This window comes from Streptomyces xanthii (assembly GCF_014621695.1).
GTDB classification, from domain to species: Bacteria; Actinomycetota; Actinomycetes; order Streptomycetales; family Streptomycetaceae; genus Streptomyces; species Streptomyces xanthii.
The window spans coordinates 6,351,889-6,366,879 of sequence record NZ_CP061281.1; the positions used below are offsets into that span (position 1 = coordinate 6,351,889).

Here is a 14,991-nt window from a genome sequence, read left to right on the forward strand (position 1 = left end):
TGCGGGCAGCGGCCCGGTACGGATAGCGTCTGCACTATGTCTGATGCTGCGCAGCCCACCGCTGCCGAGGTACGCGCCGCCGCCGAGGCGGTCAAGGCTGCGCTCGACCGCCACCTGGCGGCTGTCGAGCGCCGGTCGGGCGAGGACGACCCGGCCGTCTACGAAGCGTTCAACGAGCTCGCCGCCGCGGCCGAGGAGTACGACGAACTCCTCTACGACCGCTACGACGAGGTCACCCCCTTCGAGATCCCCGGCGGGGACGACTCGCTCCCGCCGTACACCGGACCCGAGGAACCGAACGCGCTGAGCGTGCTGATCCGGCGCGACTACGCCGTGGTGGAGCCGCAGCGGCTGCTCGCCCAGGCAGGACGGATCGCCGACCTCGACGCCGGACCCGACGCGGACGAGGGGGCCGCGGACGGGGCGGGCAGCAGGGTGCACGCCGCGCTCGGCGTGCTCTTCGGCGAGTTCGAGCCCGACGAGATCGCGTCCCGGCACAAGGAGTTCGGGCTCGACGAGGGCGACGCCACGCTCTGGGTCACGGCCGCGGACGAGCAGGCCGAGCCGGGGGAGTGGCTGGAGGCCCCCTTCGAGGACGCCGATCCGCAGCGGGTCGTCTGCCGCTTCGACGTCAGCTCGGTGTTCGACGACGAGCTCGACGACGACGAACTCGCCGGGGAGCGCCCCCCGCGCCCCCGCCCGGCCACGGACGGGCCCCTGGAGGACGCCGGCCGCTGACGGACCCGGACGGCACACCGCCCCCGCCCCGGACGACCGGGTGCGGGGGCGGCGTGCCGTCCGGCCGCGACGGGCTCAGGACGCCGGGATCTGGCCCCGGACCAGGGTCTGCAGGCGGGTGGTGCGGGGCTTCGCCGGGAGCTCCGCCACGGCGCGCGGCAGCGCCGCGTCCGCCCCGTGCACCACGGACAGGTGCCGCTCGCCGCGGCCGAACGCCGTGTAGACCCACGGGCGCGTCAGCCCCTGCGTCGCGTCCCCGGGCAGCACCACCACGGCCGCCGGCCAGCGCAGGCCCACGGCCTGGTGCCCGGTGACCGCCCAGCCGTGCCGCACGGCCTGCTCCACCCGGTCCTTCGGCACGAGCACGGGCTCACCGTCGCAGTCCAGGCGCAGGCCCTCCGCGTCCGCGCCCAGCACCCGCCCCGGGCGGATCCGGCCCGGCGCGGGCACGTGCACCACCCGGTCCCCGGGGTCGAAGCCGCCGAAGCGGCCGGGGCCCGGGTTGAGCCGCTCCTTCAGCGCCGCGTTCAACGCCCGCGTCCCCGCCGCGCCGCCGTGGCCGACCGTGATCACCTGCGTCTGCTCGGCGGGCACCCCGATCGCGCGCGGCACCGAGTCCGCGACGAGCTGCACGGTGCGGTGGATCGCCTCCGCCGCGTCCCGCACCGGGACGATCACGACCTCCTTGCCGGGCGCCTCCACCGCGTTCAGCTCACCGATGCCGATGCCCGAGACCAGCTCGCCGATCGGGCCGAAGTCGGGGGTGCGGGAGGCGATGCGCGGGCAGACGGCGGCCGCGAGCAGGTCCGCGAAGACCCGGCCCGGGCCCGCCGACCACAGCGTGCCGGGGTCGCCGCTGAGCAGCAGCCCCGCCCCGTCGGGCAGCTGCTCCACGAGGAGCGCAGCGCCGTCCACGTCCAGCTGCGGGGCGTCGAGCACCACCAACAGGTCCAGGGCCAGCGCGCCGTCCGCGTCCCGGCCGGGGCCCTCCGCGTGCGCGACGAGCCCGGCGACCGTGGCGGTCACCTCGCGCGGGGCGTCCGGGCCGAGCAGCTCGGCGGCCCTGCGGCGGCCGTCCGCGCTGTGCGCCGCGACGCAGACCCGCAGGCCGAGCCCGGCCGCCGCCTTCGCCACCGCGACCGGCTCGGCGCGGGCCGCCTCGCCGCCCGTGTGCAGCACCAGGCGGTGGGCGGCGACCGCGCGGAGCAGCTCCGCAGTCGAGCCCTTCGCCCGGGTCGCGGCCTCCTCCCAGCCGGCCGGGGGCGTCGCGTCCTTCGCGCCCGCGTTGACCAGCCGGGCCAGGCCGTCCGCGAGGCTCTCCTCCGCCATCGCGTACCGCTCCAGGCCGACCAGGATCCGGACCGGGCGCTCGGGCTCCTCGCCCTCCTCCTCGGCCTGCTCGGGCGCGGCCGCCTGTGCCGGGGGCTCGTCCAGCGGGTCCTGGAGGACGAGCGCGTCGCCCTCCGCGACCGCGCTCTGCACCGCCGCCTCGGGGTCGGTCACCGCGTACTTGCCGAGCGCCTCGGCGAGCACCGGCAGGTCCAGGGCGGTGTGTCCCGCGAGGGCCGCCTGCTCCAGCAGCCAGACCGCGACCGCGCAGCCGCGCCGCTCGTCGTCCGGGCCGCACTCGGCGCCGAGCAGCGCCCGCGCGAAGCCGTCGGCCTGCTCGGGCCGCACCCCGGGGACGCGCAGCAGCTGCCAGGGATCCTCGCGCAGCCGCTCCTCGGCGCCCTCGCCCAGAGCGCCGGCGGCCGCCGCGGCGAGCGACTCGGGCGCCCCGCCCTCGCCGAGCACGGCCCGTACGGCGGCCACGGCCTCCGCGCCGGGACCGGCCACCGCGCGGGCCGGGCCGGGAACGCCGGGCCGCGGCCCCTGCTCCGGCGCGGGGGTGGCCGCAGGGCGCGCTTCGGGCGTGCGCGCGGGCTCGGGCGCCCGTGCCGGTGCGGGCGCGGTGAACACGGAGGAGGCGGGCTTGCCGCCGCTCTCCACGGCCCGCACGGCCGCGAGCAGGTCGGCCGCGGTGCCGCTCAGCTTGGCCCCCGCGTCGATGGGCCCTTCCTTGCTGGCCTTCCGCTGGGCGATCCGCTCCCGGAACTCCCGCTGGGCCGCGAGCTCGGCCTCGGCCTCGGAGACCTGGGCCCCTTCACCGGTCGCCGCGTCCCCCGGAGCCTGCCCGTCGCCGTCGCCGGCGGATTCGGAGCCGTCGGCCGTCTCGGCGCGCGCGTCGGCCGGGGCGTCCTCCGTGCTCCCGGCCGCGGAGCCATGCGGAGCGTCCTGCTCGGCGCCCTCGTGCTCAGCCGCCTGCCCCGCGGCCACCTCGGCCCGCGCGTCGGCCTGTTCGCCGTCCGTGCTCCCGGACGCGGCGCCGCCGCGCTGCTCCTGGTCGCCGCCCTCCGGCTCCGCCGCCTGCTGTCCGGCCGTGCGAGCATCCTCGTCGTCCCGGCCGTCGGCCGCACCGCTCGCGGCGGGGTCGCTTCCGCCGTCCTGGTCCGCGGCCGTGCCCTCCGACGGCTCCGCGTCCGCCCCGGCCCCGTCCGTCGCCCGGTTGTCGGGCTCAGGGAAGTGGGTGTCCTCGCCGCCGACCTGGCCCCCGGGCTCGCCCTCGGGCGCCTGCGCGGCGTCGTCGGGTCCGGGGGCCTGTCCCGCCGCGCTCTCCTGCGCGGTGTCGGGGGTCGGTGCCGGGCCGGTCTCCTCGGCGGCGGACTCCGTACTCACAACGTGCTCCAGTCCTGATCGGGATAGCGGTGCACGGGCGCCGACACGTCGTCGAGCGCCTGGCAGATCTCGTCAGGAAGACTAAGCGTCTCCACTGACAACGCGGCCGTGAGCTGCTGCGCGTTGCGCGCGCCGACGATCGGGGCGGTCACTCCGGGCCGGTCCCTGATCCAGGCGAGCGCCACCTGCAGCGGCGTCGTGGCGAGCCCGTCGGCGGCTATGGACACCGCGTCCACGATGTGCCGGGCCGTCTCGTCGAGGTACGGGGCGACGAACGGCGCCATGTGGTCCGAGCCGCCGCGCGAGTCCGCGGGCGTGCCCGTGCGGTACTTGCCGGTGAGGACACCGCGCCCCAGCGGCGAGGACGGCAGCAGCCCGATGCCGAGGTCGAGCGCGGCGGGCAGCACCTCCCGCTCCACGCCGCGCTGCAGCAGCGAGTACTCCATCTGCGTACTGGCGATCCGGGTGCGGGTCCCGGGCGCCGCGAGCTGCCAGGTGGCCGCCTTGGCGAGCTGCCAGCCGCAGAAGTTGGACACCCCCGCGTACCGGGCCCGCCCGCTGGCGACGGCGATGTCGAGCGCCTGGAGCGTCTCGTCGAGCGGCGTGCCCGGATCGTAGGCGTGGACCTGCCACAGGTCCACGTGGTCCGTGCCGAGGCGGGCCAGGGAGGCGTCGAGCGCGGCGAGCAGATGGCCGCGCGAGCCGTCGAAGCGCCGGTCGGGATCGGGCACGCTGCCCGCCTTCGTGGAGATCACCAGGTCCTGGCGCGGCACCAGCCCCTCGATCAGCCGCCCGAGCAGGTACTCCGACTCCCCGTCCCCGTACACGTCGGCCGTGTCGACCAGGCTGCCGCCCGCCTCCCAGAAGGTCTTCAACAGGTCGGCGGCGTCGTGCTCGTCGGTGTCCCGGCCCCAGGTGAGGGTGCCGAGTCCGATCCGGGACACGCGCAGGCCGGTGCGGCCGAGATGCCTCTGCTCCATGGGCGCTGAGATTACTGGCCCCGGCTCAGGATCGGGGCCCCTGTGGACGACTGTGCGGCGGCCGGGCGCGCTAGGGTGCCCGACCAGGGGCGTTACCGATGGGTAAGCCCCTGGACCGTAGGGCTTTGGCACGACCGTCGGCACGGCGTTAAGGAGATGTGGTCAATGAAGCTCGGCATCAACCTCGGCTACTGGGGCCTGGGCATGGACACCGACAACCTCACCGTCGCGAAGGAGGCCGACAAGCTCGGCTATGCGGTCTGCTGGGCGGCCGAGGCGTACGGCTCCGACACCGTGACCGTGCTGTCGTACGTGGCCGCGCAGACCGAGCGGATCGACGTCGGCTCCGCGATCATGCAGATCCCCGCCCGCCAGCCCACGATGACCGCGATGACGGCCGCCACCCTCGACTCGCTGTCCGGCGGCCGCTTCCGCCTCGGTCTCGGCGTCTCCGGGCCGCAGGTCTCCGAGGGCTGGTACGGCGTCAAGTTCGACAAGCCGCTGGCCCGCACGCGCGAGTACGTCGACATCGTCCGCAAGGCGATGAGCCGCGAGCGCGTCTCCTACGAGGGCGAGCACTGGACCCTGCCGCTGCCCGAGGGCCCGGGCAAGTCCCTCAAGCTGACCGTGCACCCGCAGCGCGAGCACATCCCGCTCTACATCGCCGCGATCGGCCCGAAGAACCTGGAGCAGACCGGCGAGATCGCCGACGGCGCCCTGCTGATCTTCCCGGCCGCCGAGCACATCGAGGACACCGCGATCCGTCACCTGCGCGCGGGCCGCGAGAAGGCCGGCAAGACGATGGAGGGCTTCGACGTCTGCCCGACCGTGCCGATCGCCGTCGGCGACGACAAGGACGTCTCCTCGCTCGCCGACCTGCTGCGCCCCTACACCGCCCTGTACGTGGGCGGCATGGGCAGCCGCAAGCAGAACTTCTACAACCAGCTCGCCTGCCGCATGGGCTACGAGAAGGAAGCCGCCGAGGTCCAGGAGAAGTACCTGTCCGGCGACAAGGAGGGCGCCGCCGCGGCGATCCCGCAGCAGCTCATCGACTCCACGACCCTGCTCGGCTCCGTCGACCGGATCGCCGACCGGATGCGCGCCTACGCGGAGGCCGGGGTCACCACGCTCACGCTGTCCCCGGCCGGCTTCTCGCTGGACGAGCGCCTCGCCTCGCTGCGCGCGGGCACGGACGCGCTGGAGCGCGCCGGTCTGGCGTAGTTCCCGGGGGAGAGGTCTGCGGCCGTGGTGGGGGCTCGGGGTGTCTTCCCCGCCACGGCCGTCACGGGGAACAACGCGCCGGGGCCCGTTCGGTCACGCGCCGGGCGGACTCCGAGTCGCGGGACGCGCCGAGGCGCGAAATCCTGTGCACAGGCAGGGAGCGGCAGGGAGGTATCACGATGCTGTCGGCCAAGAGTCTGTTCCAGGAGATCCTCGACGACGACGAGTCGTTCCGGTTGTTCTGTTCCATCGCGGCCAGCGGGGAGTCCCAGGGCGGCTGGGAGAACGGCCGGATCGCGGCGCTCGTCCCGGCGAGCGAGCGCGACCTCGCCCCCAAGGTCGCCCGGCACGGCGCGGACGAGGACAAGCACGGGCGCATCTTCAACGCGCTCATGAAGAAGCGCGGCCTGCAACCGGTCCCCGTACCGGAGGAGGCCGACTACACGATGCTCCTCGAGCGGCACGGCATCGGGCTCGCCCACGAGCAGCTCAAGCGCGACGAGCCGCTGTCCGTGCAGGACATCGTCACGTACCTCGCGCACAGCCGGGTCACCGAACAGCGCGCCTCCGAGCAGATGGAGCTGCTGCGCAAGCACTTCTCCGACCATCCGGACATCGGCCGCGCGGTGAAGATGATCTCCCACGACGAGGACAACCACCTCGCCTACTGCCACGAGGAACTGCTGCGCTTCGCCTACGCGGGGCACGGCCGCACCATCCAGCGCATCCTGCGCGAGTGCGCCCTCGCGGAGATCGCCGTCTACCGGGACGTCAGCCTCGCCGTCATGGACCACATGGGCCGCATCCTGGGCTGGTCGAAGGCCAAGTCGGCCGTGCTCGCCGCCGGTATCCACGCCGTGTACGCGTACGAACGCCTCGGCGGCTGGCGGCGGATGGTCTCCCTGGAGATGCCCGAGCGGCGTGACGCGCTGGGCGGCCCGGCGACCACCTCCGTCGAGTTCGCCTGACCCCGGGCCGGGGGCGGCGCGTCAGAGCCAGCCGCGCCGCTTGAACTGCCGGTACAGGAGCACTTCCAGGACCGCCATCACCACGATGACCGCCGGGTACGTCCATACCCAGTGCAGCTCGGGCATGTGGTCGAAGTTCATGCCGTAGATCCCGGCGATCATCGTGGGCACGGCGGCCATCGCCGCCCACGCCGAGATCTTGCGCATGTCGTCGTTCTGCCGGACGCTCATCTGCGCCAGGTGGGCCGACAGGATGTCCGACACCAGCCGGTCCAGGCCGTCCACCGACTCGTTGACCCGGGTCAGGTGGTCGTTCACGTCCCGGAAGAAGGGCTGCGCGTCCGCGCTGACGAACGGGACGCCCGCGGTGCCCCAAGGCCCCACGCCCGACAGGCGCGCCATCGGCATCGCCAGCGGGCCGGTCGCGCGCCGGAACTCCAGGATCTGCCGCTTGAAGGTGTAGATCCGCGCCGCCGTGTCCCGGGAGCCGCCGCCGTCCGGCGAGAAGACCTCCGCCTCCAGCTCCTCCAGGTCCGTCTGCAACTCGGCCGCGACCTCCAGATAGTGGTCCACCGTCGCGTCGGCGATCGAGTACAGGACCGCCGTCGGGCCGTGCGCCAGGAACTCCGGATCGTCCTCCAGCCGCTTGCGCACCGCCTTCAGGGGCGCGCCCTCGCCGTGCCGCACCGTCACCACGAACGAGTCGCCGAGGAAGATCATCAGCTCGCCCGTGGACACCCTGTCGCTGCGCGCCTCGTAGACGACCGGCTTGAGGACGACGAACAGCGAGTCGTCGTACACCTCCAGCTTCGGCCGCTGATGCGCCTTGAGGGCGTCCTCGACGGCCAGCGGATGCAGTCTGAACTCGTGGCTGACCCGGTCGAACTCCTCCGTGGAGGCCTCATGCAGTCCGATCCAGACGAACGCGTGGCCCGAGGCCCGCGCCTCGTCCAGCGCGACGGCGAAGTCCGCGGGCCGCTCGATACGGCGCCCGTCCCGGTAGATGGCGCAGTCGACGATCATGCGGAGAATTCTTCCCAGACCGGGGCGGGCCCGCACTTCCACACGGCCTAGGGTGGCGCGTATGCCCACGCTGATTCTCGTCCGGCACGGACGCTCGACCGCCAACACCGCGGGTCTGCTCGCCGGGTGGACCCCCGGCGTGGCCCTCGACGAGCGCGGGGCCGCGCAGGCCGCCGCACTGCCCGCGCGCCTCGCGGAGCTGCCCCTCGCGGAGGTCGTCAGCAGCCCGCTGCAGCGCTGCCGGGAGACCGTCGCGCCGCTGCTCGCCGCCCGCCCCGGGCTGAGCGTGCACACCGACGACCGGATCGGCGAGTGCGACTACGGCGACTGGTCGGGCCGCAAGCTCGCCGAGCTCGCCGACGAGCCGCTCATGCAGGTCGTGCAGCAGCACCCGACCGCCGCCGCGTTCCCCGGCGGCGAGTCCATGCGCCACATGCAGCACCGCGCCGCCGAGGCGGTGCGCGAGTGGAACGCGCGCGTGGAGGCCGAGCACGGCCCCGACGCCGTGTACCTGATGTGCTCGCACGGCGACATCATCAAGTCCCTCGTCGCGGACGCCCTCGGGCTGCACCTCGACCTCTTCCAGCGCATCTCCGTGGAGCCCTGCTCCGTCACGGCGATCCGCTACACCCGGCTGCGCCCCTTCCTGGTACGCCTCGGCGACACCGGGGACTTCGCCTCGCTCGCCCCGCGCGAGCAGCCGCAGGGGCCGGATGCGCCCGTGGGCGGTGGCGCGGGCGCACCGTGATCGTCGCCCGCAGTAGGGTGAAGCAGCCGCCGGCACAAGTCGGTTCCCAGATCCCCCGATCCCCATGGAGAGCAGGACGTGTCCCGTCAGGTGTTCCTCTACGACCCTCCGGAGCGTTTCGTGGCCGGCACGGTCGGACTCCCCGGGCGCCGCACCTTCTTCCTGCAGGCCTCGGCAGGTACGCGCGTCACGAGCGTGGCGCTGGAGAAGACCCAGGTCGCCGCGCTCGCGGAGCGCATGGACGAGCTGCTCGACGAGGTCGTGCGGCGCAGCGGGGGCAACGCCCCGGTGCCCGCCGTGGCGCCCTCCGAGATCGCGGACACCGCCCCGCTGGACTCCCCGGTGGAGGAGGAGTTCCGCGTCGGCACGATGGCGCTCGCCTGGGACGGTGACGAGCAGCGCATGATCGTCGAGGCGCAGGCGCTCGTGGAGCTGGACGCCGAGTCCGAGGAGGACCTCGCCGAGGCCGAGGAGAGGCTTCTCCAGGACGAGGAGAACGGGCCGCCGATGCTCCGCGTCCGACTGACCGGCACGCAGGCCCGCGCGTTCGCCAAGCGCGCCCTGGACGTCGTGAACGCGGGCCGCCCGCCGTGCCCCCTGTGCAGCCTGCCGCTCGACCCGGAGGGACACGTATGTCCGCGCCAGAACGGATACCGGCGCGGAGCGTGAGCGCCCCCGCCGACCTCTCCGCCCTCGACCTCCTGACCCGCGGCGAGCTCGAGGTCCGCGGCCGGATCCGCGAGGCGTCGAACGCGGTGCTGCTGTGCACCGTCACGCACGAGGGCCGCGAGGCCGCCTGCGTCTACAAGCCGGTGCGCGGCGAGCGCCCCCTGTGGGACTTCCCCGACGGCACGCTCGCCCAGCGCGAGGTCGCCGCCTACGAGGTCTCCGAGGCGCTCGGCTGGGGCCTGGTGCCGCCGACCGTGCTGCGCGACGGACCGTACGGCGAGGGCATGTGCCAGCTGTGGATCGACGGCCCGGAGGAGCCCGAAGAGGCCGGCCGGCTGCTCGCGCTCGTCGACGGCGAGGAGCCGGGCGAGGGCTGGAAGGCGATCGGCTTCGCGGAGGTCGGCGAGGGCCGCACCGCGCTGCTCGTGCACGCCGACGACCCGCGCCTGCGCCGCCTCGCGGTGCTCGACGCGGTGATCAACAACGGCGACCGCAAGGGCGGCCACCTGCTGCTCGACGCCACCGGCCGGCTCTACGGCATCGACCACGGCGTCACCTTCAACGCCGAGGACAAGCTGCGCACCCTGCTGTGGGGCTGGGCGGGCGAGCCGCTCACCGAGGAGGCGACGGCCGCCCTGGAGACTCTGCGGGACCGCCTGGGCGCGGGGGAGCCGCTCGCCGACCGGCTCGGCGCCCTGATCACCGCCGCGGAGCTCGACGCCGTACGAGAACGGGTGGCGGAGCTGCTCAGGACCGGACGGCACCGTGAGCCGGGCGGCGACTGGCCCGCGATCCCGTGGCCGCCCGTCTGACGTACGCGTGAGCGTGCTGCTGACATGCGGCCGTCCGGCCTGCTGACCTGCGGGCTCGCGGCGTCCGGGGGCGGGCGGCGGCGGGGCGGGCTACGTTCGGGGCATGACCAAGCTGATTGTCGAGGACCGGATCGAGCGTCCGGCCAAGGACGTCTTCGAGGCCATCGTGAGCCCGGAGAGCCTGTCGAGCTTCTTCACCGCCGAGGCGTCCGCCGCGATGGTGCCCGGCACCACCGTGACGTGGCGCTTCGGCCATGTCGACGCCACGTTCGACGTCGAGATCGGCGACATCGAGGCGGACCGCCTCATCACCTGGCGCTGGCCGGGCGAGGTGACGATCCGGCTCGCGCAGGAGGACGGCGCGACAAGAATCACCATCACCGAGGACCGGATGGGCGAGGGCTCCGAGGGCGCCGCGCGCGCCGTCGGGCAGACCCAGGGCTGGACGTACTTCGTGTGCGCCCTGCGGGCCTGGCTGGTTCACGGGATCCGTCATTTCGGGCTGAGCGACGCGATCCGCGCCGCTCTCGTCTGAACCGATAGCCGAGGGACGGGATGCGCGCAAGAGGGCCTTGTCGGCCATCACACCGATCCGGTTCGTATGCGGAAGCACCGTCCGGTTAGGCTTCAAGACATGCATGCCTGGCCCGCTTCTGAGGTCCCCGCCCTGCCTGGCAAGGGCCGCGACCTGAGGATCCACGACACCGCGACCGGTGGGCTCGTCACCCTCGACCCCGGTCCCGTCGCCCGTATCTACGTCTGCGGCATCACGCCGTACGACGCGACCCACATGGGTCACGCGGCGACCTACAACGCGTTCGACCTCGTGCAGCGCGTGTGGCTCGACACCAAGCGGCAGGTCCACTACGTCCAGAACGTCACGGACGTCGACGACCCCCTGCTGGAGCGGGCCGTGCGCGACGGCATCGACTGGGAGGGCCTCGCCGAGCGCGAGACCGCCCTGTTCCGCGAGGACATGACCGCCCTGCGGATGCTCCCGCCGCAGCACTACATAGGCGCCGTCGAGGCGATACCCGGCATCGTGCCGCTCGTCGAGCGGCTCCGTGACGCGGGCGCCGCCTATGAGCTCGACGGCGACATCTACTTCTCCGTCGAGGCCGACCCGCACTTCGGGTCCGTCTCGAACCTGGACGCGGCCGCCATGCGGCTGCTGTCCGCCGAGCGGGGCGGCGACCCGGACCGTCCGGGCAAGAAGAACCCGCTCGACCCGATGCTGTGGATGGCCGCCCGCGAGGGCGAGCCCAGCTGGGACGGCGGCTCGCTCGGCGCGGGGCGCCCCGGCTGGCACATCGAGTGCGTGGCCATCGCCCTCGACCACCTCGGCATGGGCTTCGACGTCCAGGGCGGCGGATCCGACCTGGCCTTCCCGCACCACGAGATGGGCGCCTCGCACGCCCAGGTGCTCACCGGCGAGTTCCCGATGGCCAAGGCGTACGTGCACGCCGGCATGGTCGCGCTCGACGGCGAGAAGATGTCCAAGTCCCGGGGCAACCTGGTCTTCGTCTCCAAGCTGCGCCGCGACGGCGTCGACCCGGCGGCGATCCGGCTGGCGCTCCTGGCCCACCACTACCGGGCCGACTGGGAGTGGACCGACAAGGTCCTGACCGACGCGGTGGAGCGGCTCGACCGGTGGCGCGCCGCGGTGTCCCGTCCCGACGGGCCCGCCGCCGAGGCGCTGGTCGACGAGATCCGCGAGGCGCTGTCGAACGACCTGGACGCCCCCGCGGCGCTCGCGGCGGTCGACCGCTGGGTCGAGCGGCAGGTCTCCGACGGTGGGTCGGACGAAGGGGCGCCCGGTGTGGTGTCCCGTGCGGTCGACGCCCTGCTCGGGGTTGCGCTGTAGTACGTACTCGGTGAACAGCCCCTCCGGCAGGAGGAGGTGCGGTCACGGGGCTCTGCCCCGGACCCCGCTCCTCAAGCGCCGGAGGGGCTGTTTTTGTGGCTGATCTCCGGCCCACCCTCTAGGCGCATGCGCGTTTCTGCGCTAAACAACCGCCATGCGAACACTATTGAGCACGCGCCTCGGTAGACGGCTCAGATCCGTCGTGGCCGTCGCCACCCTCGGCGTCGCCGCCACCTTCGCCGGGCCGGGCCTCGCCCAGGCCGAGGACACCGCAGGCACCGTCGGCGACGTCACCGGGTTCCACGCCGACGGCCCGGAGTACACGCTCGACGCCGGTGAGGCGAAGGCCCGCGTCAGCTTCGTGTCCGACGAGACCTTCCGGATCGAACTCGCCCCCGACGGCACCTTCACCGACCCGGCCGGCGACGACATCGTCGTACCGCAGGGCGCGCCGCCGGCGACCCGCTGGAAGGACCAGGGCGACCGCTACGAGCTCAGCAGCGCCAAGGTCACCCTGCGCGCCTACAAGTCCCCGCTGCGCTTCGCCCTGTTCCGCAACGACGGCACCGAACTCTGGTCCGAGAGCGCCCCGTTGAAGTGGACCGCCGACACCACCACGCAGACCCTGGAGCGCGGCGCCGACGAGCAGTTCTACGGCGTCGGCATGCAGAACGGCCGGGGCAACACCTCGCTGCGCGGGCAGACCGCCAAGGCCGAGGTGAACTACAACTGGAACGACGGGGGCCACCCCAACTCCGTCCCGTTCTACCTCTCCTCCGCCGGCTACGGCGTCTTCCGCAACACCTTCGCGCCGAACACGTACACCTTCGACGCGCCCGTCACGGCCGCCGCGAAGGAACACCGCTTCGACGCCTACTACTTCGCGGGCAGCGGCAAGGACAGCACCAAGGACGTCATCGGGCAGTACACGAAGCTCACCGGCAAGCCGTTCCTGCCGCCGGTCTACGGCCTGGAGATCGGCGACGCCGACTGCTACCTGCACAACGCCAACCGCGGCGAGCGGCACACCCTCGACGCCCTGAAGATCTCCGACCAGTACGTCGCGAACGACATGCCGCTCGGCTGGATGCTCGTCAACGACGGCTACGGCTGCGGCTACGAGAACCTCGCCGAGACGGCCAAGGGCCTCCAGAAGAACAAGACCCAGCTCGGCCTGTGGACCGAGGACGGCATCGACAAGATCGCCGACCAGGTGAAGGCCGGCCAGCGCGTCGCCAAGCTCGACGTCGCCTGGGTCGGCGCCGGCTACAAGTTCGCCCTCGACGGCTGCAAGGACGCCTACCAGGGCATCGAGGACAACTCCGACGCCCGCGGCTTCACCTGGGCCCCCGAGAGCTGGTCCGGCGCCCAGCGCTGCGGCGTCCAGTGGTCCGGCGACCAGTCGGGATCCTGGGACTACATCCGCTGGCAGATCCCCACCTACGCGGGCGCGACCATGTCCGGACTCGCCTACACGACCGGTGACGTCGACGGCATCTTCGGCGGCAGCCCCAAGACGTACGTACGCGACCTCCAGTGGAAGTCCCTGCTGCCCGTCACCATGACGATGGACGGCTGGGCCGCCGCCGACAAGCAGCCCTTCCGCCAGGGCGCGCCGTACACGGCGATCAACCGGAAGTACCTGAAGCTCCACGAGTCGCTGCTGCCGTACCTGTACTCGTACGCGCACGAGGCGACGGAGACCGGGGTCGGCGCCGTGCGGCCGCTCGCGCTCGAGTACCCGGACGACCCGAAGGCCGCGACCGCCGCCGCCAAGTACGAGTTCCTCACCGGTGAGAACCTCCTCGTCGCGCCGGTCTACAAGGACAGCACGGTCCGCGACGGCATCTATCTGCCCGAGGGCACCTGGACCGACTACTGGACCGGGCGCGTCTACCAGGGCCCGACCACGATCGACGGCTACAGCGCGCCCCTGGACACGCTCCCGATGTTCGTCAAGGGCGGCGCCGCCGTCCCGATGTGGCCCGGCATCCGCTCCTACGCCGACCGCACCGCCGACTCGCCGCTCGCCTGGGACGTCTACCCGCAGGGCTCCTCGTCCTTCGACCTGTACGAGGACGACGGCGTGACCCGGGCCCACCGCGACGGCGCCTTCGCCACGCAGCGCGCCGAGGTCGACGCCCCGAAGTCCGGCGCCGGTGACGTGCGCGTGCGGATCGGGGCGAGCAAGGGCTCCTTCGAGGGCAAGCAGAGCGCCCGCCCCTACGCGTTCACCGTGCACACCGGGGACGCCCCGCGCCAGGTCGCGCTCGACGGGCAGCCGCTGCGCGCCTACACGGACGCGGCGGCCTACGAGAAGGCCGCGAGCGGCTGGTTCTACGACCGTGACGACCGCGGCGGCGTCGTGCGCGTCAAGACCGGCAAGCTGTCCACCTCCCGCGCCTTCACGCTCGACCTGAAGGACACCGCGGCCGTCGGCGGGGCGGTGCCCGGCGCCGACGCCGCCGTCACCGCCCCCGCCGGGCAGGAACTCGGCGCGGGCGCCGACGGCAAGGTCGCCGTCGACGTCACCGCCGGCACCCGCGACGCCACCGGCGTCTCCGTCGCGCTGACCGCCCCCGACGGCTGGCGCGCCGGCGACGCCGTCACCGTCGACCGGATCGCGGCGGGCACCACCCGTCGCGTCGAGGTCCCGCTCACCCCGGCCGCCGACGCGAAGGCGGGGGAGCAGGCCCTCACCGCGACGGCCCGCTACGACGCGTCCGGCCAAGGGCGCACCGCACAGGGCCGCTTCGCGGTGTCCGTCATGCCGAAGCCGCCCGCCGGGGACACCTGGGCGAGCGACATGGAGTGGCTGACGTCGGCCAACGGCTACGGACCCGCCGAACGCGACCGCAGCAACGGAGAGTCCGGCGCCACCGACGGCCACACCCTCACCCTCGCGGGCAAGACCTACACCAAGGGCATCGGCGTGCACGCCGACTCCGACATCGAGGTCTACCTCGGCGGGCAGTGCGCGAAGCTGACCGCCGACGTCGGGATCGACGACGAGATCAACGGGTACGGGGAGGTCGCCTTCTCCGTCGAGGCCGACGGCAAGGTGCTGTGGACCTCGCCCAAGGTCACCGGCGCCTCGGCCACCCTGCCGGTGGACGTCGACGTCAGCGGGGCCCGGCACCTGCACCTCAAGGTGACGGACACCAACGGCTCGAAGACCGGGGACCACGGGGACTGGGCCGCCGCCAAGTTCTCCTGCGGATAAGGAAGTTGCCCCAGGAACGACAGTGGGGCC

The 14,991-nt window shown here is 73.4% G+C and carries 12 protein-coding genes; 9 read left to right on the top strand and 3 right to left on the bottom strand.

Annotated elements, in window-relative coordinates; all coding sequences use genetic code 11:
* Window positions 1-36: 36 nt before the first annotated feature.
* A complete protein-coding gene (locus tag IAG42_RS28650; protein WP_223206196.1) occupies window positions 37-738 on the top strand; it encodes a hypothetical protein in 702 nt (233 codons plus the stop codon).
* Between the two features lie 75 nt (window positions 739-813).
* Here the strand turns inward: IAG42_RS28650 and IAG42_RS28655 are convergent, their stop codons facing one another.
* A complete protein-coding gene (locus IAG42_RS28655) occupies window positions 814-3,453 on the bottom strand; it encodes a helix-hairpin-helix domain-containing protein (RefSeq protein WP_188339849.1) in 2,640 nt (879 codons plus the stop codon).
* Window positions 3,450-4,433 (bottom strand): aldo/keto reductase, encoded by a 984-nt coding sequence (locus IAG42_RS28660; protein ID WP_188339850.1) that lies wholly within the window; start codon window positions 4,431-4,433, stop codon window positions 3,450-3,452. The genes IAG42_RS28655 and IAG42_RS28660 overlap by 4 nt, the downstream gene beginning before the upstream one ends.
* Before the next feature lie 165 nt (window positions 4,434-4,598).
* On the opposite strand from IAG42_RS28660, the gene IAG42_RS28665 reads away from it, so the two are divergent.
* Window positions 4,599-5,654 (top strand): LLM class F420-dependent oxidoreductase, encoded by a 1,056-nt coding sequence (locus IAG42_RS28665; RefSeq protein ID WP_188339851.1) that lies wholly within the window; start codon window positions 4,599-4,601, stop codon window positions 5,652-5,654.
* Between the two features lie 179 nt (window positions 5,655-5,833).
* Window positions 5,834-6,622 (top strand): ferritin-like domain-containing protein, encoded by a 789-nt coding sequence (locus IAG42_RS28670; RefSeq protein WP_188339852.1) that lies wholly within the window; start codon window positions 5,834-5,836, stop codon window positions 6,620-6,622.
* Between the two features lie 21 nt (window positions 6,623-6,643).
* Here IAG42_RS28670 and corA read toward each other — a convergent pair whose 3' ends face one another.
* Window positions 6,644-7,645 carry a magnesium/cobalt transporter CorA gene (gene corA / locus IAG42_RS28675; protein ID WP_188339853.1) on the bottom strand — a complete coding sequence of 334 codons (1,002 nt, stop codon included), beginning with the start codon at window positions 7,643-7,645 and terminating at the stop codon, window positions 6,644-6,646.
* A 61-nt stretch (window positions 7,646-7,706) separates the two neighbouring features.
* On the opposite strand from corA, the gene IAG42_RS28680 reads away from it, so the two are divergent.
* The 6 genes from IAG42_RS28680 (at window position 7,707) to IAG42_RS28705 (ending at window position 14,961) form a co-directional block, all read left to right on the top strand.
* Complete coding sequence (locus IAG42_RS28680; RefSeq protein ID WP_188339854.1) at window positions 7,707-8,393, top strand: histidine phosphatase family protein; 687 nt, start codon at window positions 7,707-7,709, stop codon at window positions 8,391-8,393.
* Window positions 8,394-8,471: 78 nt separating this feature from the next.
* A complete protein-coding gene (locus IAG42_RS28685) occupies window positions 8,472-9,062 on the top strand; it encodes a DUF3090 domain-containing protein (protein WP_188339855.1) in 591 nt (196 codons plus the stop codon).
* Entirely contained in the window at window positions 9,026-9,874 is an 849-nt protein-coding gene (locus tag IAG42_RS28690; RefSeq protein ID WP_188339856.1) for an SCO1664 family protein, read from the top strand. Before IAG42_RS28685 ends, IAG42_RS28690 begins: the two co-directional genes overlap by 37 nt.
* 103 nt (window positions 9,875-9,977) lie before the next feature.
* Window positions 9,978-10,409 carry an SRPBCC domain-containing protein gene (locus tag IAG42_RS28695; RefSeq protein WP_188339857.1) on the top strand — a complete coding sequence of 144 codons (432 nt, stop codon included), beginning with the start codon at window positions 9,978-9,980 and terminating at the stop codon, window positions 10,407-10,409.
* 99 nt (window positions 10,410-10,508) lie between these two features.
* The gene (mshC, locus tag IAG42_RS28700) at window positions 10,509-11,738 is read left to right on the top strand and encodes a cysteine--1-D-myo-inosityl 2-amino-2-deoxy-alpha-D-glucopyranoside ligase (RefSeq protein ID WP_188339858.1); all 1,230 of its coding nucleotides are present in this window, start codon (window positions 10,509-10,511) and stop codon (window positions 11,736-11,738) included.
* 154 nt (window positions 11,739-11,892) lie between these two features.
* Window positions 11,893-14,961: an NPCBM/NEW2 domain-containing protein gene (locus tag IAG42_RS28705; protein WP_188339859.1), complete on the top strand. Its 3,069-nt coding sequence runs from the start codon at window positions 11,893-11,895 to the stop codon at window positions 14,959-14,961.
* Window positions 14,962-14,991 lie beyond the last annotated feature (30 nt).